At 73.9% G+C, this 19,570-nt stretch carries 17 protein-coding genes and 1 rRNA gene; 6 read left to right on the top strand and 12 right to left on the bottom strand.

What is annotated here, in order from left to right; all coding sequences use genetic code 11:
- Positions 1-366 precede the first annotated feature (366 nt).
- From ABB07_RS30125 to ABB07_RS30115, 3 genes are all read left to right on the top strand, one after another.
- Positions 367-2,169 carry a glycoside hydrolase family 15 protein gene (locus ABB07_RS30125; RefSeq protein ID WP_208903680.1) on the top strand — a complete coding sequence of 601 codons (1,803 nt, stop codon included), beginning with the start codon at positions 367-369 and terminating at the stop codon, positions 2,167-2,169.
- A gap of 142 nt (positions 2,170-2,311) precedes the next feature.
- On the top strand, positions 2,312-3,670 hold the full coding sequence (locus tag ABB07_RS30120; RefSeq protein WP_208901667.1) for an FAD-binding oxidoreductase: 1,359 nt from the start codon (positions 2,312-2,314) through the stop codon (positions 3,668-3,670).
- 45 nt (positions 3,671-3,715) lie between these two features.
- Positions 3,716-5,362 (top strand): PucR family transcriptional regulator, encoded by a 1,647-nt coding sequence (locus ABB07_RS30115; protein ID WP_208901666.1) that lies wholly within the window; start codon positions 3,716-3,718, stop codon positions 5,360-5,362.
- Positions 5,363-5,493: 131 nt separating this feature from the next.
- Here the strand turns inward: ABB07_RS30115 and ABB07_RS30110 are convergent, their stop codons facing one another.
- From ABB07_RS30110 to ABB07_RS30085, 6 genes are all read right to left on the bottom strand, one after another.
- A complete protein-coding gene (locus tag ABB07_RS30110) occupies positions 5,494-6,630 on the bottom strand; it encodes a glycosyltransferase family 4 protein (protein ID WP_208901665.1) in 1,137 nt (378 codons plus the stop codon).
- A 269-nt stretch (positions 6,631-6,899) separates the two neighbouring features.
- Positions 6,900-7,646 (bottom strand): hypothetical protein, encoded by a 747-nt coding sequence (locus ABB07_RS30105; protein WP_208901664.1) that lies wholly within the window; start codon positions 7,644-7,646, stop codon positions 6,900-6,902.
- Positions 7,647-7,666: 20 nt separating this feature from the next.
- Positions 7,667-9,409 (bottom strand): DNA repair protein RecN, encoded by a 1,743-nt coding sequence (recN, locus tag ABB07_RS30100; RefSeq protein WP_208901663.1) that lies wholly within the window; start codon positions 9,407-9,409, stop codon positions 7,667-7,669.
- 143 nt (positions 9,410-9,552) lie between these two features.
- Positions 9,553-10,458 (bottom strand): NAD kinase, encoded by a 906-nt coding sequence (locus ABB07_RS30095; RefSeq protein ID WP_208901662.1) that lies wholly within the window; start codon positions 10,456-10,458, stop codon positions 9,553-9,555.
- Positions 10,455-11,270: a TlyA family RNA methyltransferase gene (locus tag ABB07_RS30090; protein ID WP_208901661.1), complete on the bottom strand. Its 816-nt coding sequence runs from the start codon at positions 11,268-11,270 to the stop codon at positions 10,455-10,457. The genes ABB07_RS30095 and ABB07_RS30090 overlap by 4 nt, the downstream gene beginning before the upstream one ends.
- A 7-nt stretch (positions 11,271-11,277) precedes the next feature.
- The gene (locus tag ABB07_RS30085; protein WP_208901660.1) at positions 11,278-11,595 is read right to left on the bottom strand and encodes a hypothetical protein; all 318 of its coding nucleotides are present in this window, start codon (positions 11,593-11,595) and stop codon (positions 11,278-11,280) included.
- Positions 11,596-11,637: 42 nt separating this feature from the next.
- Here ABB07_RS30085 and ABB07_RS30080 point away from each other — a divergent pair, with 42 nt between their 5' ends.
- Positions 11,638-11,985 (top strand): sterol-binding protein, encoded by a 348-nt coding sequence (locus ABB07_RS30080; protein ID WP_208901659.1) that lies wholly within the window; start codon positions 11,638-11,640, stop codon positions 11,983-11,985.
- Here the strand turns inward: ABB07_RS30080 and ABB07_RS30075 are convergent.
- From ABB07_RS30075 to ABB07_RS30060, 4 genes are all read right to left on the bottom strand, one after another.
- Positions 11,969-12,808 (bottom strand): ABC transporter ATP-binding protein, encoded by an 840-nt coding sequence (locus ABB07_RS30075; protein ID WP_208901658.1) that lies wholly within the window; start codon positions 12,806-12,808, stop codon positions 11,969-11,971. The genes ABB07_RS30080 and ABB07_RS30075 overlap by 17 nt on opposite strands.
- Complete coding sequence (locus ABB07_RS30070; protein ID WP_208903679.1) at positions 12,805-13,836, bottom strand: FecCD family ABC transporter permease; 1,032 nt, start codon at positions 13,834-13,836, stop codon at positions 12,805-12,807. Before ABB07_RS30070 ends, ABB07_RS30075 begins: the two co-directional genes overlap by 4 nt.
- An 11-nt stretch (positions 13,837-13,847) precedes the next feature.
- On the bottom strand, positions 13,848-14,891 hold the full coding sequence (locus ABB07_RS30065; protein ID WP_208901657.1) for a FecCD family ABC transporter permease: 1,044 nt from the start codon (positions 14,889-14,891) through the stop codon (positions 13,848-13,850).
- A 69-nt stretch (positions 14,892-14,960) separates the two neighbouring features.
- Positions 14,961-15,989, bottom strand: coding sequence for an HAD-IIA family hydrolase (locus tag ABB07_RS30060; RefSeq protein ID WP_208901656.1), 1,029 nt, complete (start codon positions 15,987-15,989; stop codon positions 14,961-14,963).
- Positions 15,990-16,082: 93 nt separating this feature from the next.
- Here ABB07_RS30060 and ABB07_RS30055 point away from each other — a divergent pair, with 93 nt between their 5' ends.
- A complete protein-coding gene (locus ABB07_RS30055) occupies positions 16,083-17,366 on the top strand; it encodes a DUF1015 domain-containing protein (protein WP_208901655.1) in 1,284 nt (427 codons plus the stop codon).
- A gap of 64 nt (positions 17,367-17,430) precedes the next feature.
- On the opposite strand, the gene ABB07_RS30050 is transcribed toward ABB07_RS30055, so the two are convergent.
- Entirely contained in the window at positions 17,431-18,117 is a 687-nt protein-coding gene (locus ABB07_RS30050; protein ID WP_244189557.1) for a tetratricopeptide repeat protein, read from the bottom strand.
- Between the two features lie 348 nt (positions 18,118-18,465).
- Between ABB07_RS30050 and ABB07_RS30045 the strand changes: the two genes are divergently transcribed.
- Positions 18,466-19,341, top strand: coding sequence for a hypothetical protein (locus ABB07_RS30045; protein WP_208903850.1), 876 nt, complete (start codon positions 18,466-18,468; stop codon positions 19,339-19,341).
- A 30-nt stretch (positions 19,342-19,371) separates the two neighbouring features.
- On the opposite strand, the gene rrf is transcribed toward ABB07_RS30045, so the two are convergent.
- A 5S ribosomal RNA gene (gene rrf / locus ABB07_RS30040) occupies positions 19,372-19,488 on the bottom strand.
- Positions 19,489-19,570 lie beyond the last annotated feature (82 nt).

Raw genomic sequence — 19,570 nt, 5'->3', positions numbered from 1 at the left:
CCGGCCGGGAACAGGGCAGGTCGCCCCACCTGTCACCACAGGCACACGCAGGTCACAGGGCCGTCACCCGCTGCTCACCCGTTCGGCCCACACGGGTTGCCCGGAGCGGCACGCAGATCATCTACGTGCGTCGTATCCTGCTCGGACACTCGCTGCCGAGCCCGGCCGGAACGACGGCACACCCCCGCCACCATCACCCGGAACAACGTGAGCGCGGCAGTTCGTTGAGCAAAGACTGTCGTGTTGCCTCAGGGCTCGGAGGCTGCTTTGCTTCACCGCTCAACGACGCACAACAACGACCCTTGACCGCACACTAGCGACAGCCCCCTGCGCGGGGGTGACGTGGCCGTTCGACTGGAGTTGCACGTGGCCGGGCGCATCGAAGACTACGCACTCATCGGAGACATGCAGACCGCAGCCCTGGTCTGCCGGGATGGCACGGTGGACTGGCTGTGCCTGCCCCGCTTCGACTCGCATGCCATCTTCGCCGGCCTGCTGGGCACCGAGGAGCACGGCTTCTGGCGGCTCGGCCCGGCGCACGCGGCCGACGCCCAGCCGCCCACGGCCGCCCGGCGCAGCTACCGGGGCGACTCGCTGATCCTGGAGTCGGAGTGGGACACCCCGCGCGGCACGGTCCGGGTGACCGATTTCATGCCCCCGCGTGAGGGCGCGCCCCAGCTGATCCGGATCGTGGAGGGCGTCACCGGCCGGGTGCCGATGCGCTCGGCGCTCCGGATGCGGTTCTCCTACGGCCGGGTCATCCCCTGGGTGCACAAGCACGAGGGCCGTACGGTGGCGGTCGCCGGACCGGACTCGGTGTGGTTCGACACGGAGGCCGAGACCTACGGAAAGTCGCTGACGACGTACGCCGACTTCACCGTCGCCCCGGGTGACCGGATCGCGTTCACCATCTCGTGGCAGCCCTCGCACAAGGAGCCGCCGTCGCTGCCGGAGCCGGAGGCCTCGCTGGAGGCGACGGAGGAGTTCTGGCGCGAGTGGGTCGAGCACTGCACGTACCACGGGCCGTACCGCGAGGCGGTGGTCCGCTCCCTGATCACCCTGAAGGCGCTGACGTACGCCCCGACGGGCGGCATCGTCGCGGCCCCGACGACCTCGCTGCCCGAGGACATCGGCGGGGTCCGCAACTGGGACTACCGCTACACCTGGCTGCGCGACGCCGCGATCACCCTGTCCTCCCTGCTGCGCACCGGCTACCGCGAGGAGGCCCGCGCCTGGCGCGAGTGGCTGCTGCGCGCGGTCGCCGGCGACCCGGACAACCTGCAGATCATGTACGGCATCGCCGGCGAGCGCGAGCTGGGCGAGGCCGAGCTGGACTGGCTGCCGGGCTACGAGCGCTCCGCGCCGGTCCGGGTGGGCAACGGCGCCGCGCACCAGCTCCAGCTGGACGTCTACGGCGAGGTCACCGAGGCCCTGCACCTGGCGCACATGACGGGCCTGGCCCGCAACGACTACGCCTCGCTGCTCCAGCTGAAGCTGATCCGCTACCTGGAGGACCACTGGCAGGAGCCGGACGAGGGCATCTGGGAGGTGCGCGGCCCGCGCCGGCACTTCGTGCACTCCAAGGTGATGGCCTGGGTCGCGGTGGACCGCACCATCAAGCTGATCGAGTCCGGGGACGCGGACGGCCCGCTGGAGCGCTGGAAGGAGCTGCGCGACGACATCCACCGGGACGTCTGCGAGAAGGGCTACGACAAGGAGCGCAACACCTTCACGCAGTCCTACGGCTCCCAGGAGCTGGACGCCTCGCTGCTGCTGATCCCGCAGATGGGCTTCCTGCCGCCGGACGACAAGCGGGTGATCGGCACGATCGAGGCGATCCAGCGCGAGCTGTCCACCCCGGACGGGTTCATCCTGCGCTACCCGACGGAGGGCGCCCACGCGGGCGTCGACGGCCTCCCGGGCGACGAGGGCGCCTTCCTGGCCTGCTCGTTCTGGATGGCGGACGACCTGGCGATGATCGGCCGGGTCGACGAGGCCCGCAAGCTGTTCGAGAGGCTCCTCGCGCTGCGCAACGACCTCGGCCTGCTCGCCGAGGAGTGGGACCCGCGCCTGCAACGCCAGGTCGGCAACTTCCCGCAGGCGTTCAGCCACGTGCCGCTGATCGACACGGCACTGCGGCTGACGGCGTCCGGGGCGTACGGGGGTTAGGGGCGCCGTCGGGGCCGTGGTCGTCCACGGGTCCGTTGCGCCTGGTCACGCCCCGGCGGAGCCGCCTGCCAGGCATGGCCCGCTCCCCTTGCGGGCCCCGGCCTAGGCTGGAAGGTGCACCCTCCGCGAAGGGGGCCCGGCCATGGCCATCCGTTCCAAGGCGCACGCCGCCCTCGCCGCGCTCCGTGAGGAGCTGTCCGGCGACGCGTTCGCCCCGTTAGACCCCGGCTACGACCAGGCCCGGGGCGTCTTCAACGCGGCGATCGACCGGCGCCCGGCCGTGATCGCGCAGTGCGCGAACGCGGCCGACGTCGTCCGGGCCGTGCGTTTCGCGCGCGAGCTGGACCTGCACATCGCGGTGCGCGGCGGCGGGCACGGCCTGACGGGGGCCGGGGTCGACGGCGCGCTCGTGGTGGATCTGCGCCGGATGCACGAGGTGACCGTCGACCCGGCGGGCGAGGCGGTCCGGGTCGAGGGCGGTGCCACGACGGGCGACCTGGACCGGGCGACCCAGCCGTACGGCCTCGCGACCACCGGCGCCCGCTCCCCGGCCACCGGTGTCAGCGGCTTCGTGCTCGGCGGCGGCACGGGCTGGCTGGACCGTGCCTTCGGCCTGGCCGTGGACAACCTCCTCGGTGTGGAGCTGGTGACCGCCAACGCCGAGCGGGTGCACGCCAACCCGGACGAGAACCCGGAGCTGTTCTGGGCGCTGCACGGCGGGGGCGGCAACTTCGGCGTCGCCACCGCGCTCACCCTGGAGCTGCACGAACTGCCCGAGTTCTCGGCCGTGCTGCTGCCGTGCCCGCCCGAGTCCGGCCCGGAGGTGGTCCGCACCTTCCGCGAGCTCGTCCGTACCGGCCCGGACGAGCTGGGCGGCACCGTGCTGTACCTGACCGCTCCGCCCGCGGAGTCCGGGGTGCTGTGCGGTGCCCTGCTGACGTACGCCGGCGGCGAGAGCGCTCTGCGCGAGCTGGCCGAGCCGCTGCTGGCGCTGCCGCACGAACCGGAGCTGGTGGGCGCCCTGCCGTACGCGGATGTGCAGTGCCTGCTGGAGCCCCCGACCGGCCTGCGGAGCGACTGGTCGGCCGAGTGCCTCGCGGACCTGCCCGACGAGCTGGTGGACCGCTTCTGCGCCCGCGCGGCCGGCGTGCCCGCGGCGCACGGCAGCCGGCACGCGGTCCTCCCGCTGGGCGGCGCGATCGCCGCCGGTCCCCGCGCGTACCCGGTGCCGTACCGGGACGCGTCCTGGATGGTGCACCCCTTCGCCTGCTGGACGGACCCGGCCGACGACGAGGCGAACCGGGCCTGGGTGCGGGACGCGTGCGCGGAGGTACGGCCCTGGAGCACGGGAGACGTCTGTCTCAACCTCATCGGCGACGAGGGCCCCGAGCGGGTGCGGGCGGGTCTGGGCGCGGAGAACCTGCTGCGGCTGGAGAAGGTCAAGCGGCGCTGGGACCCCGACAACGTCTTCCGGTTCGGCCACACCGTCGAGCCCGTGTAGCGCGGAACTGTCCCGAGAGGTCTTCCCGCAGGTAGCGTCCGCTGCATGGACAGCCGTACGGACCACCGATTCGACACCCAGGGCGCCGGGATCACCGTTCAGCGGGCGCTGGAACTGCCGGGGCTGCGCAGCGGACTGCCGGAGATCCTGGCGGGTGCCGACCGGCTCGGCCGCACGGTGCGCTGGGTGCACGCGGGCGAGGTGCCCAACATCGCCTCGCTGCTCAAGGGCGGCGAACTGCTCCTCACCACCGGCTACGGCCTCGGCACCCGCCCGGCCGAGCAGCGGGCGTTCGTGCGCACCCTCGCCGAGCGCGGGATCGCCGCCCTGGTGGTGGAGCTGGGCCCGCGCTTCAGCCGGCTGCCCGCCGCCCTGGTGGACACCGCGCGCGCCGCCGGGCTGCCGCTGGTCCAGCTGCACCGCGAGGTGCCGTTCGTGACGGTGACCGAGGAGATCCACACCGAGATCGTCAACGGCCACTACGCCCTGCTGCAGCGGGCCGAGGAGGTGCACCGGCGCTGCACCGAGGCGCTGCTGGGCGGCGGCGGGGTGCCGCAGGTGCTGGGCATCCTGGCGGACTTCAGCGGCAACCCGGTGTTCCTGGAGACGGCCGACGGCCGCCTGCTGTACGCCGCCGGGGAGGGCCCCGAGGGGGCGGATCCGCTCCAGGTGTGGGAGGGGCTGCGCGGCCCGCACAAGGACGCGCCGCCGCCCGCCGGTTCGGTGCTGGTGGACGTGCCCGGCGGCGGCCCCGGTACGGCCGGTTCCGTGCGCGCCCGCCTGGCCCTGCTGCCGGTCCGCGCGGCCCTGGCCCCGGTGCACCGGATCGCCGCCGAGCGGGCGGCCGGCATCCTCGCCGTGGTGCTGATGCAGGCCCGGCAGGAGGAGGAGCTGGCGGCCCGCGGCCGCGGTGACTTCCTCACCGATCTCGCCGAGGGCCGGATCACCGCCGAGGACGCCCCGGCGCAGGCCCGGGTCCTCGGCTTCAAGCCCGGCGACAGCCCGTTGCTGCCGGTGGTGATGCGGCTCGGGGACACTCTCTCGCCCGGCGGCGGCTGGGCCGTGCTGGCGCGGGCGGTCTCCGAGGAGCTGGCCGCCGTGGGTGTGCCGGTGCTGCTGGGCGTGCGGCCGGTGGAGGGCCGGGTGCTGGTGCTGCTGGGGCTGCGCTCGGAGTCGGAGCGCTCGGCGGTCGCGGACCGGGTGGCGGCGGCGCTCAGGGCGGGCGTGGAGCGGGCCGGGATGCGCCGGCCGGGCTCCCCGCCGCCGGTCGTGGTGGTCGGCGTGGCGGGCGGCTGGGCGGCCGCGTCGGCCGGGCTGCGGCACGCGGCGGAGACGGCGACGGCCGCGCAGGGCCTGACCGACCGGCCCTGGTACGACGCCCGCCGCCTCGACATCGACCTGCTGCTGTGGCGGCTGCGGGACCACCCGGACCTCGCCGCGTTCGTGGACCGTGCGATCGGCCCGCTGCGCGACCACGACAACCGCTCCAAGCCGCCGCTGCTGCCGACCCTGCAGACCTACCTGGCGCACGCCGGCCGCAAGGCGGAGACGGCCCGCGAACTCCACCTCAACCGGCAGACCCTGTACAACCGGCTCGCCCGCATCGGCGAGTTGCTGGGCACCGACCTGGACGACCCGCAGACGGTCCTGGCACTGAGCCTCGCCCTGCGGGCCCGCCGGCACGTGCCCTGAGCCCACGTTCCCCAGGCCCTGCCGTCAAACTCCCTCCCCCCAGAGCCACGCACCTACGGCAGGCATCAGCTGCTCCGCGGCGGGCGCGAGGCCCGCCCTCCGAGCGGACGGCGGGAGTTGGACGACGGGGCCTAGGCGAGTGGCCTCGGCTGTGTCAACTCGTCGTAGACGCTGAGCACTTGGGCGACCGTCTCATCCTCGGTCGGCCAGCCGGCGGCCTGCCGTACCCCGCGCTCGCGCAGCTCCTCCCGGCGCTCCGGGTCCGCGAGGAGCCGTACGACGGTGGACGCGAGGGCCTCGGGGTCGCCGTACGGGACGAGTTCGGCCGCGTCGCCGACCAGGTCGGGGATGCCGCCGACCCGGGTGGCGACGAGCGGCACGCGCGCGTGGAGGGCCTCCTGGGCGAGGACGGACCTCGACTCCCACCTGCTCGTGAGCAGCGCGAGATCGGCGGCGGCGAGCAGCTCGGGCACGTCCTCGCGGTGCCCGATGAGCCGCACCGGCAGCCGCTCGTGCTCGATCCGCCGCTGCAGCTCCGGGCGCAGCGGCCCCTCCCCGGCGATGACGACCAGCGGCACGGGGTCCAGGTCCCGCCAGGCGCGGGCCGCGTCGAGCAGGAGGCCGTAGCCGCGCTGCCGGTCGAGGGAGCCGACCGCGACGAGCAGCGGGCGGCCGGTGGCGCCGAGTTCGGCCCGGGCCTTGGGACGCAGCCGGTCGGGGTCGTCGAGGACGACGGGCCGGCGCTGCCCCGGCAGGCCGACGGCGGCGAGCCGGGCGTCCCGCGCCCCCGTCGCCCGCGCCCGGTCCACCAGGTCGGAGCTGGTGCCGAGGACCACGGCCGCCGTCCGCGCCACCCGCCGCTCCAGCAGCCGCAGCAGATGCGCCCGCGGGCCCTCGGCGTGGGCCCGGTTGTGCCAGGTGACCACCAGCGGGGTGCTGCGGCCGCTGAGCGCGAGGACGGCCCGGAAGGAGGCGTGCAGCCCGTGCGCGTGCACGAGGTCGGCGTGGGCGCAGGCCGTCCGCAGCGCGGCCACGGAGACGGGGTCGCTGCTGCGCGGCACGTGCACGTGCTCGGCACCGGCGCCGGTGAAGTCGTAGGCGCGGTCGGCCTCGACGGGGGCGCACACCGTGACCCGCACGCCCCTCGCCACCAGTCCCTCGGCCAGCGAGCGGACATGCGCGCTGCTGCCGGCGTTGCCCCCGCCCAGCACCTGCACGGTGCGCAGCTGCGACTGGCCGTGCGGTGCGTTGCTGCTCAGGGGGCTCACGGGGCCGGGGCTCCTGGTTCGGCGTGGGCGGTCACGAGGAAACGTACAGAAGGTAGCGGGCTCCGGGGGGCTCAAGGACGTACCCCGCGCGCCTGCCGCGCGGACCGTGTGCCTTCAAGCATGCCAGGGGATAAGGCCGTTACGGGAAATCGGGAGGGCGCACTGTCCGGCGGGCCGGGGCAATGCGCCGGAGCACGCCACCCACACGGGTGAGGCGGACCCCGGCCCGGGCGAACAGCGTTCGAGCCGCGTCCGGCGAGGTCAGACGCTCACAGCGCGCCCGCCCACGCACTCACCCGGTCCCCCTGGACGGCGGCGGCCACGACGGCGACGGCGTGCGCGAGCAGTCCCGCGCGCCCGTTGCCCGCCACGACGGCCGCCCCCAGCGCGGCGCCGAGCGCGTGCGCCCCCGTGTCCCCGATCATCGCGCGCTCCCCGAGGTCGTCGGGCAGCACGGCAGCGGCTGCGCCCATCGCGACGGCCGACAGCCGGCACCCCGGCCCCTTCCGCGACAGCCCCGGCGCGCCGAGCGCGAGCACCGCGCAGGCGGCCCGCCCGGGCCGTACGTCGACGAGGTTCACGAAGTGCGCCGCACCGGCGATCACGATCCCGGCGAGCACCTTGTCCAGCGCCCGCTCCTTCAGCAGCGCCCCCGCGACCAGGCCGGCGGCCGAGATCCCGAACAGCTTCACGGCCCCGCTGGTGACCTCGCCGTGCCGCAGCGCCGAGAGATGCGCCCGGAAGCCCCGCCGGTCGTCCCCCGCGACATCGTCGTACGCCCCGCAGACGCCCGCCGCGAGCACGGCGAGCCCGGCCCCGGGGCACACCCGCGCGGCGGCGACGGCCGCACCCAGCGCCGAGGCGGGCCCGGCGTACAGCTCGACCGTGCGCCCGGCGTAGTTCTTCCGCTCCCACAGCTCCCGCCCGCCGGGTACCGCCTTGCGCAGCACGGCCTGGCCGGCCCGGGTGAGCGCGGCGGACAGGATGAAGGAGCGGGACTTCCGCTTGTCGATCATCCCTTCACCCCAGGACCCGCCTACAGGTCCGCCCGGGCCGTCGCCAGCAGCTCCTCCGCGTGGGCGCGGGCCGTCTCGGAGTCCTCCTGTCCGGCCAGCATGCGGGAGAGCTCGCGGATGCGCTCCTCGCCCTCCAGGACCTTCACGCCGGATCGGGTGACCGTCCCGTCGTTGGTCTTCTCGACGAGCAGCTGCCGGTCGGCGAAGGCGGCCACCTGGGGCAGGTGCGTGACCACGACGACCTGCGCGGTCCGGGCGAGCTTCGCCAGCCGGCGCCCGATCTCGACCGCGGCCTTGCCGCCGACACCGGCGTCGACCTCGTCGAAGAGATACGTCGGCACCGGATCGGTGCCCGCGAACACGACCTCCACGGCGAGCATCACGCGGGACAGCTCACCGCCGGACGCGCCCTTGGCGATGGGCCGCGGCGGCGCACCCGGGTGCGGGGCGAGCAGCAGCTCCACCTCGTCCACACCGGACGGCCCGTAGGCGACCGTACGCCCGCCGACCTCGACGCCGTCGGGGTCCTCGGTCTGCCGGATGTCGAAGGACACGCGCGCGTGGGGCATGGCCAGCGAGGCCAGCTCGGCGGTCACGGCGGCGGCGAACCGCTCGGCGGCCTCCGCCCGCGCGTCCGTCAACGCCTGTGCCAGCCCGCCCAGTTCGGCGCGGAGCGCGTCCCGTTCGGCGGTCAGCTCCTCGATCCGCTCGTCGTCGCCGTCCAGCTCGGTCAGCCGCGCGGCGCTCTGCTCGGCCCAGGCCAGGACGGCGTTCACGTCGTCGCCGTACTTGCGGGTCAGGGCGGTCAGCGCGGCCCGCCGCTCCTCCACCGCGGCCAGCCGCAGCGGATCGGCGTCCAGGTCGTCGGCGTACCCCGCCAGCTCCCCGGCGACATCGCCGAGCAAAATGCCGATCTCCCCGATCCGGTCGGCGAGGGCGGCCAGCGCCGGGTCGTGCGACCGTACGGCCTCCAGGGCCCGGTGGGCGCCCGCGACGAGGGTCGAGGCGTCGATGCCCTCGGGGTCCTCGGGATTGCCCGCGAGAGCGGCGTGCGCGGCCGTCGCGGCGGACGACAGCGCCTCCGCGTGCCCCAGCCGCTCGGCCTCCTCGGCCAGCTCGGCGTCCTCCCCGGCCCGCGGCTCGACGGCGGCGATCTCCTCCAGGCCGTACCGCAGCATGTCGGCTTCCTGCGCCCGCTCACGCGCGCGCGTGGTGATCTCCTCCAGCTCGGCGGAGACGGCCCGCAGCCGCCGGTAGGCCTCGGTGTACTTGGCGAGCGGTACGGCGACGGCGTCGCCCGCGTACCGGTCCAGCGCCTGCCGCTGCCGGGACAGCTTCAGCAGCCCCTGCTGGTCGGTCTGCCCGTGCACGGCCACCAGGTCGTCGGCCAGCTCGGCGAGCAGCCCCACCGGCACCGAGCGCCCGCCCAGATGGGCCCGGGAACGGCCCTCGGCGGAAACGGTACGGCTGATCAGCAGGGCCCCGTCGTCCAGCTCGGCCCCGGCCTCCTCGGCGCGCACGACGGCGGCGGCGTCCGCCGGGACGGTGACCCGTCCCTCCACGACCGCCTTCCCGGCGCCGATCCGCACGAGCGCCGGGTCCGCCCGGCCGCCGAGCAGCAGCCCCAGGCTGGTGACCACCATGGTCTTGCCCGCACCCGTCTCACCGGTGACGGCGGTGAACCCGGGCGACAGCTCGACGACGGCATCGTCGATGACCCCGAGCGACCGTATCCGCATCTCCTCCAACACGGAACAGACCATACGAGGTCCGGGGCGGGGAGTGCACACGGCCCGCCTTTGTCACTCCGGCGAGTGGTCCGGCGAGGAGGGGCGCGGGGAACTGCACGGGCGACCACGGACCAGCCGCGCCCGCCGACGAACCAGAACCAGCCCCCGCAAACCGCTCAATGCGGCGCGCCCCGCCACCCAGTCGTGGGCAACGCGAACTTCGCAACCAACCGATCCGTGAACGAAGAGTGATGAAGTCGAGCAAGCCGCACCGGCACCGCCCCGCGCCGCACCTCCACCCGCGCCCCCGGCGGCAGTTCGACCGTCCGCCGCCCGTCGCACCACAGCACCCCCGACGGGACGTGCGGCAGCACCTCCACCGCGAGCACCGAATCCGGCGAGGTCACCAGCGGCTTGGCGAACAGCGCGTGCGCACTGATCGGCACCATCAGCAGCGCCTCCACCTCCGGCCACACCACCGGGCCGCCCGCGGAGAACGCGTAGGCGGTGGACCCGGTCGGCGTCGACAGGACGACCCCGTCACAGCCGAACCCGGTCACCGGCCGTCCGTCGATCTCCAGCACGACTTCGAGCAGCTTCTCCGCGCCGGCCTTCTGCACGGCCGCCTCGTTCAGCGCCCAGTCGGTGTGCACGATGTCCCCGTTGCGGTGCACCACGACATCGACGGTCATCCGCTCCTCGACCTCGTACGACCGCGCCACCACCCGGTCGACCACCCGATCGAGGTCGTCGCGTTCGGCCTCCGCGAGGAACCCCACCCGTCCGAGGTTGACACCGAGCATCGGCACCCCGGACGCGCGGGCGAACTCCGCCCCGCGCAGCAGCGTGCCGTCGCCGCCGAGCACGATCAGCAGCTCGCACCCGTCGAGGCACTGCGGAGTCGCCTCCTTGACGAGCCGCACCTCGTCCGGGAGCGGCAGGTCGCGCGCCTCCTCCTCCAGCACCCGCACCCCGATGCCATGCCGCAGCAGGCCCTTGACGACGAGTTCCGCGCTGCGGATCGCCGCGGGCCGCCCGGTGTGGGCGAGCAGGAAAACAGTACGCGCCAGGTTCTGTGTCAACGCGGCCCCTCCGCCACTGCACGGTCGACGTCGGCCGGGTCCACCTGAGGTGCGCCCGCCCGCAGCCAGAGAAAGTACTCGACGTTCCCCGAGGGCCCGGGCAGCGGACTCGCGGTGACGCCCCGCACCCCGAGCCCCAGCTCCCAGGCCTTCTCGGCCACTCCCCGCACGGCCTCCGCCCGCAGCAGCGGACTCCGTACGACACCCCCGCTGCCGAGCCGCTCCTTCCCCACCTCGAACTGCGGCTTGACCATCATCACCAGGTCGGCGTCCGGCTTCACGCACCGCTTCAGGGCCGGCAGCACCAGCCCGAGCGGAATGAAGGACAGATCGCCCACGACAAGATCCACAGGTTCCCCATCGATCGCCTCGAGCGTCAACTCGCGTACGTTCGTACGGTCCTTGACGGTGACGCGTTCATCGTTCTGGAGAGACCAGGCGAGCTGTCCGTACCCGACGTCCACGGCCACCACGTGCGCGGCCCCTGCGCGCAGCAGGACGTCGGTGAAGCCGCCGGTGGAGGCACCGGCGTCCAGTGCCCGCCGGCCCTCGACCACCAGCCCCTGCGGGACGAAGACCTCGAGCGCGCCGGCGAGCTTGTGCCCGCCGCGCGAGACGTAGTCCGGGTCGCCGGCGTCGGCCTGCACGACGATCGCGGCGGCGGTCTCCACCTGGGTGGCCGGCTTGGTCGCCACGGTCTTGCCGACGGTGACCCGCCCGGCGGCGATCAGCTGGCTGGCGTGTTCGCGCGAGCGCGCGAGCTTCCGGCGGACCAGCTCCGCGTCCAGACGGCGGCGTGCGACTCCTGCCACGTTCGGTTCAGCTCCTGCTTCGGTACGACGTCGGTGACGCCGGGTACGACGGTGAGGGCGCCGGGGGTCCCGGGCGGGCGTCGAGCGCGGTCAGCGCGTCACGCAGCCCTCTGTGTACATCCTCGTACACCTCGATGTGGCCGTCGGTGGCGAGGTGGTCGGCGTCACCCAGCCGCTCCAGCTGGGCGTCGACCTCGGCGTTGCCGGTGGGGGTGCGCGGGACGTCCAGGGGGGCGGGCGCCGCGGGGTCGTACGCCTGAAGTGCCTCCGCCGCCTCCTGCCCCGCATCCTGCGGGATCTCCGTCTCCGGAACCGAGTCGCTCATGCCCAGACGCTACCGCGAACCGCTGGGGTACCGTCGTGGGCGATGGCCACGATCGAGGAGTGCCGCGCCGCACTGGGAAAGCTTTCGGACAACATGCAGGGCGCCGAGGGCGACGTCCGGGCGGCCGCCGCGCTGGACCGCTCGGTGAGCTGTCACATCACCGACCTGGACGTCACCTTCGCCGGCCGGATGACCGGCGGGCGGATCGAGGTGGACGAGACCCACCCGGGCCCGCCGCGCGAGAGGGCGCAGATCAGGCTCGCCATGGCCGGGGACGACCTGGTGGCCCTGGTGAACGGCGAGCTGAACTTCGCGACCGCCTGGGGCAAGGGCCGGGTGCGGCTGGAGGCGAGCCTGCTGGATCTGTTCCGGCTCAGGAAGCTGCTGTGAGCCGCGCCTTCCTGGCTGCGGGCACCACCAGCGGGGTCCCGGTCTCCGGGTCGTCGATCACCTGACACCGCAGCCCGAACACCTGCTCCACCAGCTCGGCCGTGACGATGTCGCCGGGGGCGCCCTCGGCGATCACCTCGCCGCCGCGCAGCGCGATGAGGTGCGTGGCGTACCGGGCCGCGTGGTTGAGGTCGTGCAGGACGGCGACCAGGGTGCGGCCCTGGCTCTCGTGCAGCTCGGCACACAGGTCGAGGACGTCGATCTGGTGCTGGATGTCCAGGTAGGTGGTCGGCTCGTCCAGGAGCAGCAGCGGGGTCTGCTGGGCGAGCGCCATGGCGATCCACACCCGCTGCCGCTGCCCGCCGGACAGCTCGTCCACGTACCGGTCGGCCAGTTCGGCGACCCCGGTCTGCCGCATCGACTCACTCACGACCCGCTCGTCCTCGGCCGACCACTGGCGCAGCAGGCCCTGGTGCGGGTAACGGCCCCGGCCGACGAGGTCGGCGACCGTGATGCCGTCGGGCGCGATGGACGACTGCGGCAGCAGACCGAGCGTCCGGGCGACCTTCTTCGCGGGCATCGACTGGATGACCTGCCCGTCGAGCAGCACCCGGCCTTCGCTGGGCCTGAGCATCCGCGACAGCGCCCGCAGCAGCGTCGACTTGCCGCACGCGTTCGGGCCGACGATCACCGTGAAGGAGTGGTCCGGGATCTCCACCGACAGCTGCTCGGCGATGACGCGCTGGTCGTAGGCGAGGGTGACGTTCTCGGCGGACAGGCGGTTCACAGTGCTCCTCGTCGTGTTCGTGTCGGTGCCGCTCATATCCGGCCCGCCCTGCGCTCGGTGACCAGCAGCCACAGCAGATAGGCGCCGCCGAGGACGCCGGTGACCACGCCGACGGGCAGCTGGTCGGCGCCGAAGGCGCGCTGGGAGGCCCAGTCGGCGGCGACCAGCAGGGCGGCGCCCATGCAGAGGGAGGGCACGAGGTTCGGGCCCGGCGAGCGGGTCAGGCGCCGGGCCAGCTGGGGCGCGGTCAGGGCGACGAAGCTGACGGGCCCGGCGGCCGCGGTGGCGGCGGCGGTGAGCAGCACGGCGGAGACCATCAGCACCAGCCGGACACGCTGCACGCGCACGCCGAGGGCGTTCGCCACGTCGTCGCCCATCTCCAGCATCCGCAGACCCCGCGCGTTGACGAGGACCAGCGGGACGAGGACGGCGCACAGCACGAGCAGCGGCCAGACCTGGTCCCAGTCCCGGCCGTTCAGCGAGCCGGTCATCCACACGACCGCGCGGGCCGCGTCGACCAGGTCCGCCTTGGTGAGCAGATAGCCGTTGACCGCGGTGGCGACGGCGGAGACACCGATGCCGACCAGGACGAGCCGGTATCCGTGCACGCCCTGCTTCCAGGCGAGCAGATGGATCGCGAGTCCGGTCACCAGGCCGCCGATCAGGGCGCCGACGGTGACCTGGGTGGTGCCGCCGGACAGCAGCACGATGACGACCAGCGCGCCGGCCGTCGAACCCTGGGAGAGGCCGAGCACGTCCGGGCTGCCGAGGGGGTTGCGGGAGACCGACTGGAACAGCGCGCCGCCGAGGCCCAGCGCCGCACCGACCAGCAGGCCGACGAGGACGCGCGGCAGCCGCAACTCGTTGACGATGAAGTCCTGGTAGGCGTTGCCGTTCCTGGCGAGGGTCCTGAGCACGTCGGCCGCGGGGATCTTCGCGTCGCCGGTGCCGATCAGCGCGACGCCCGCGGCGCAGGCGGCGGCCAGCAGCAGGACGGTGACGAGCAGGGCGCGCGGGTCCAGGCGCAGGGACAGCCCGCCGGGAGTGCGTACGGCCCGGTTCATGGATCGGGTCTTCACAGCTGGGCCGTCCTCCGCCGTCGTACGAGCAGGATGAAGACCGGGCCCCCGATGAGCGCGGTGACGATGCCGACCTGGAGCTCCGAGGGGCGGGCCACGACCCGGCCGACGACATCGGCGCCGAGCAGCAGCACGGGCGACAGGACCGCGGCGTACGGCAGGATCCAGCGCAGGTCCGGGCCGGTGAAGGAGCGCACGACGTGCGGCACCATCAGGCCGACGAACACGATCGGGCCGCAGGCGGCGGTCGCGGCGCCGCACAGCACGGTGGCGGCCAGCATGGCGAGCGCGCGGGTGCGGCCCAGGCCGGCGCCCAGGGCGCGGGCGGTGTCGTCGCCCAGCGCGACGGCGTTCAGCGGCCGGGCCAGCGCGAGCGCCAGGACCATGCCGGCCGCGAGGAAGGGCAGCACCTGCAGGATGGTCGAGTCGGTGGCCGAGGCCAGCGAGCCCACGGTCCAGAAACGCATCCTGCCGAGCGCCGCGTCGTCCAGGATCATCACGGCCTGGAGATAGCCGTACAGGGCGGCGCTGATGGCCGTACCGGCGAGGGCGAGCCGCACCGGGGTGGCGCCCCGGCTGCCGCCGAGGAACCACACCAGCGCGCCGACCGCCGCCGCCCCGAGGAAGGCGAACCACACATAGCCGGTGAGGCTGGTGACGCCGAAGCAGGTGATGGCCGTGACGACGGCGGCCGAGGCACCGGCGTTGATCCCGAGCAGTCCGGGGTCGGCCAGCGGATTGCGGGTGAGCGCCTGCAGCACCGCGCCCGCGAGGCCGAGCGCGGCACCGGCGAGCAGGCCCAGGACCGTGCGCGCGAGCCGCTCGTCCACGACGACGTCGCCGTAGGTGCCCGTGTCGTGGAACAGGCCGTGCCAGACCTGGTCCACCGGCAGCGATTTCGCCCCGATCGCGATGCTCGCCAGGGCGACGAGCACCAGGATCGCGGCGGAGAGCAGGAGCCCAAGGGCCCTTGCCGCCCGGCGGGTTGGGGGCGCGGGGGCGGTCGCCGCGCGCGGTTCCGGAGGACTGTCGACCAACACGAGGTTAGGTTAGCCTACCCTCGCTACCGATCTCGATCCCCGGGTGCGGAAGCGTCCCCCTCCCCCTGCTCACAGTCCCAGTCGCGCCAGCGCCTTCCCCCCGTCCAGCTCGCAGGAACCGTCGCCGCCCGCCGTCCAGGCCGCCGCGCACAGCGCCCGCAGCCCGTCCAGCGGCTCCCCGTCGCCCTCCAGCTCCAAACGGTCCGCGCCGGCCGTCGCCGTGAACCCGCCGCAACGGAAGCCCCCACCGGCCGGGACGACCTCCGGCTGCCCGGTGAGCAGCCCGCGCAGATCGGCGTCCACATACGTCGGCCGGTGCCGCGGCGGCGCCGCGAGCAGCCGGACGCCGTCGGTGACACCGGTCAGCACCAGCAGCGAGTCCACCTCGCCGTTGAACGCGCCCTCGATGTCCGTGTCCAGCCGGTCCCCGACCACCAGCGGCCGCTTCGCACCGGTCCGGATGATCGTCTCCCGGTGCATCGGCGGCAGCGGCTTGCCCGCCACCTGCGGCTCCCTGCCCGTGGCGATCCGCACGACCTCCACGGCCGCCCCGTTGCCCGGCGCGATGCCCCGCCCGCTGGGAATCGTCAGGTCGGTGTTGGAAGCGAACCACGGCACCCCGCGCGCGACGGCGTACGACGCCTCCGCGAACCGCCCCCACGTCAGATCCGGCCCGCCGTACCCCTGCACGACCGCCGCCGGATCGTCGTCCGCCGACTCCACCGGCACGAGCCCCCGCTCGCGCAGCGCCACCCGCAGCCCCTCGCCGCCGATCACCAGCACCCGCGCCCCGGCCGGCACCTGCTCGCTGATCAGCCGCGCGACCGCCTGCGCGGAGGTGATGACATCATCGGCGCCCGTCGGTATCCCCAGCTCCGTCAGATGCTCGGCCACCGCGTCCGGGGTCCGCAGCGCGTTGTTGGTGACGTACGCCAGATGCAGCCCGCCGGAGCGCGCCACCGCCAGCGCGTCGACCGCGTGCGCGATCGCGTGCCCGCCCGCGTACACCACCCCGTCCAGATCGAGCAGCGCCGTGTCGTACGCCTCGCTCAGGGGCTGCCCACTGCCCTCGGGCCTCGTCCTGACCGCCTGGCTCATTCCACATCGCTCCTCGTTCGCCGACGTTCAAAGGCTGTCCATCGCCTTTCCCCCGATCATCCCGCACGCCACTGACACACGTACGATGCCGGGATGAACACTGCAGGTCACTCGGAAGCAACGGCGCGCCGGGGCCTGGAACTCACCCCGTTCCGCGGCCTTCGCTACGACCCCGACCGGGTCGGCAGCCTCGCCTCCGTCACCTCACCGCCGTACGACGTCGTCGTACGTCCCGACGGGGTGCACCACCTCCAGTCCGCCGACCCCTACAACATCGTCCGGCTGATCCTGCCCCAGGCCGGCACCCCGAGCGCCCGCACCGAGCAGGCGGCCGACACCCTGCGCCGCTGGCTGGACGAGGGCATCCTCACCGCGGACCCGGAGCCCGGCCTGTACGTCTACGAGCAGCGGGACGGCGGCGGCATGCTCCAGCGCGGCGTCATCGGCGCGCTGCGGGTCTCGGAACCGGCGGAGGGCCTGGTGCTGCCGCACGAGGACGTCATGCCGCCCGTGGTCGCCGACCGCGCGGCCCTGATGCGGGCCACGCGCGCGAACCTGGAGCCGCTGCTGCTGACCTACCGGGGCGACGGCACCGCCGCCGAGGTCGTCGAGCGCACGGCGGAGAAACCCCCTCTGCTGGCCACGACCACCGAGGACGGCTTCCACCACCGCCTCTGGTCCGTCACCGACCCCGCCGACCTCGCCCGCATCCGGTCCGACCTCGCCCACCAGCAGGCCCTGATCGCCGACGGCCACCACCGCTGGGCCACCTACCTCCGGCTGCGCGCCGAGCACCCCTCCCCCAGCCCCTGGGACCACGGCCTGGTCCTGCTCGTCGACACCGCCCGCTACCCCCTGCGCGTCCGCGCCATCCACCGCCTGCTGCACGGCCTGCCGGTCGCGGACGCGCTCGCGGCGGTGGCGGGCCTGTTCCGGGTACGGCGCCTGGACGTGCCGCTCACCGAGGCCCTGGAGGCGCTGGCGGACGCGTCCTGCGCGGGCAACGCCTTCCTGCTGGCCGGCGACGGCGCCTTCCACCTCCTCGACCTCCCGGACCCCGGTCTGCTGGCCCGGACGATCCCGGCCGACCGCCCGGCGGCCTGGCGCTCCCTGGACGCCACGGTCCTGCACGCCACGCTCCTCGACCACGTCTGGCACATCCCCGAGGACTCCCCGGCCCACATCGCCTACATCCACGACACGGCCGCGACCGTCGCCAAGGCGGAACGCGACGGCGGTACGGCCGTCCTGATGCACCCGGTCCGCGAGGAGGTCGTACGCGACCTGGCCCGCCAGGGCGTGACGATGCCCCGCAAGTCGACGTCGTTCGGCCCGAAGCCGGCATCGGGGCTGGTGCTGCGGGCGCTGGAGATCTGAGCGCCCGGAACGCGAAAGGGGGCAGGTTCCACCGGGAACCTGCCCCCTTTTTCAGCGACTGCCGTCAGTCCTCGGCGCCGTCTTCCTGCAACGGCTTCTCCGGCTCGTCCTCGCTCTCGTCGAGGGCGTCGACGAACTCCACCCCGTCCAGCTCGGCGAGCCGGTCGGAGGCGTCCGTGCTGCCGTCCCGGTCGGCCTCCACGGCCTTCGCGAACCACTCCCGCGCCTCCGCCTCACGGCCGGCGGCCAGCAGGGCGTCGGCGTAGGCGTACCGCAGGCGCGCGGTCCACGGCTGCACCGCGTTTGAGGCGAGCTCCGGGCTCTGCAGGGTCACGATGGCCGCGTCCAGCTGATCCATGTCCCGCCGGGCACCGGCCGCGACGAGCCGCATCTCGACCTGACCGGCCTTGTCCAGCTTGTGCACCTCCGGGGCACCGGCCATGTCCAGCGCCTTCTCCGGCCGCCCGAGCCCGCGCTCGCAGTCGGCCATCACCGGCCACAGGTCCACGTTGCCGGTCATCCGCCGCGCGGCCCGGAACTCGGCGAGGGCCTCACCGTACTTCTGGTTGGCGTACGCCGCGAACCCGGCCGCCTCGCGCACGGCGGCCACGCGGGACGCCAGACGCAGCGCCACCCTGGAGTAGCCGTAGGCGCCCTCGGGGTCCTCGTCGATGAGCCGGGCCACCATCACCAGGTTCTTGGCGACGTCGTCCGCGAGCGTCTTGGGCAGGCTCTGGAGCTCCTGCCGCACGTCCTTGTCGATCTCGTCACCGGTGACGTCCTCCGGGATCGGCAGCCGCTTGATCGGCTCCCGGTCCCGGTCCCGGTCCCGGTCACGGTCGCGCTCGTCGCGGAACCGGCCACCGCCCCGGCGGTCGTCACGCCGGTCATCGCGCCGGTCATCGCGCCGGTCGTCACGGCCGCGGAAGCCACCGGGACGCCCGCCACGGTCGTCCCGACGGGGCCCACGGGCACCTCGGTCGTCCCGGCCGCGGAACCCACCGCGCTCGCCCCGGCTGTCGTCGCGGCGGTCGTCCCGCCTGTCGTCGCGGCGGTCGTCGCGGCGGAAGCCGCCACGGTCGCCACCGCGGTCGCCACGGTGGTCCTCGCGCCGGCCGGCGTACCCACCACGGTCGTCGTCACGACGGTAGGAGGGGCGGTCCCCGCCTCGGTCGTCGCGCCGGTAGCCGCGGTCGTCACGGCGGTCGTCCCTGCGCGGGCCACGGTCACGGTCGTCCCGCTGGAACGCCGGACGCGAACCCCGGTCACCCTCACGACGATCGTCCCTACGGCCATAACCCCCACGGTCGTCACGACGGAACCCACCCCGATCGTCACGACGCTCATCCCGCCGGTCATCACGACGATCGTCGCGGCGGAAGCCGCCACGGTCGCCACCGCGGTCGCCACGGTGGTCCTCGCGCCGGCCGGCGTACCCACCACGGTCGTCGTCACGGCGGTAGGAGGGGCGATCGCCGCCTCGGTCGTCGCGCCGGTAGCCGCGGTCGTCACGGCGGTCGTCCCTGCGCGGGCCACGGTCACGGTCGTCCCGCTGGAACGCCGGACGCGAACCCCGGTCACCCTCACGACGATCGTCCCTACGGCCATAACCCCCACGGTCGTCACGACGGAACCCGCCCCGGTCGTCACGACGCTCATCACGCCGGTCATCACGACGATCGTCGCGCCTGTCGTCACGACGGTCATCCCGCCTGTCGTCACGACGGAAGCCGCCACGGTCACCACCGCGGTCGCCACGGTGGTCCTCGCGCCGACCGCCGTAACCACCACGGTCGTTGTCGCGGCGGTAGCCGCCACGGTCGCCCCGGTAGCCGCCGCGGTCACCACGGTCACCACTGTCCCGTCGCCGCTGGTCGCGCTCCGGTCGCTCGTCGGGAGAGTTGGTGGACATGGTGACTCCTGTCTTCGGTACCACAAGCATTGTAAAAACGAAAGGACCCCTGGTCCCAGCTGAACGCTGGTGACCAGGGGTCCTCCAAAGATTGTTCGGCGGCGTCCTACTCTCCCACAGGGTCCCCCCTGCAGTACCATCGGCGCTGTGAGGCTTAGCTTCCGGGTTCGGAATGTAACCGGGCGTTTCCCTCACGCTATGACCACCGAAACCCTAATGGTTTCGAGCGAACAAGCACACTCTGTAGTTATGCGTTCTGCTCAAAGCCGGCAACGGTCGTTGCCTCAGAACT

Source organism: Streptomyces incarnatus, from assembly GCF_001027185.1.
GTDB lineage: Bacteria > Actinomycetota > Actinomycetes > Streptomycetales > Streptomycetaceae > Streptomyces > Streptomyces puniciscabiei.
The sequence above is the reverse complement of the archived record's forward strand: the minus strand, read 5'-3'. Positions and strand labels throughout refer to the sequence as shown.

What these genes read in the sequence shown, in the direction of transcription:
- ABB07_RS30120 (WP_208901667.1), top strand. Translation starts at nt 2,312, where the DNA reads ATGGCCATCCGTTCCAAGGCGCACGCCGCCCTCGCCGCGCTCCGTGAG.
- ABB07_RS30115 (WP_208901666.1), top strand. Translation starts at nt 3,716, where the DNA reads ATGGACAGCCGTACGGACCACCGATTCGACACCCAGGGCGCCGGGATC.
- ABB07_RS30105 (WP_208901664.1), bottom strand. Translation starts at nt 7,646, where the DNA reads ATGATCGACAAGCGGAAGTCCCGCTCCTTCATCCTGTCCGCCGCGCTC.
- recN (WP_208901663.1), bottom strand. Translation starts at nt 9,409, where the DNA reads ATGGTCTGTTCCGTGTTGGAGGAGATGCGGATACGGTCGCTCGGGGTC.
- ABB07_RS30085 (WP_208901660.1), bottom strand. Translation starts at nt 11,595, where the DNA reads ATGAGCGACTCGGTTCCGGAGACGGAGATCCCGCAGGATGCGGGGCAG.
- ABB07_RS30080 (WP_208901659.1), top strand. Translation starts at nt 11,638, where the DNA reads ATGGCCACGATCGAGGAGTGCCGCGCCGCACTGGGAAAGCTTTCGGAC.
- ABB07_RS30075 (WP_208901658.1), bottom strand. Translation starts at nt 12,808, where the DNA reads ATGAGCGGCACCGACACGAACACGACGAGGAGCACTGTGAACCGCCTG.
- ABB07_RS30070 (WP_208903679.1), bottom strand. Translation starts at nt 13,836, where the DNA reads ATGAACCGGGCCGTACGCACTCCCGGCGGGCTGTCCCTGCGCCTGGAC.
- ABB07_RS30060 (WP_208901656.1), bottom strand. Translation starts at nt 15,989, where the DNA reads ATGAGCCAGGCGGTCAGGACGAGGCCCGAGGGCAGTGGGCAGCCCCTG.
- ABB07_RS30055 (WP_208901655.1), top strand. Translation starts at nt 16,083, where the DNA reads ATGAACACTGCAGGTCACTCGGAAGCAACGGCGCGCCGGGGCCTGGAA.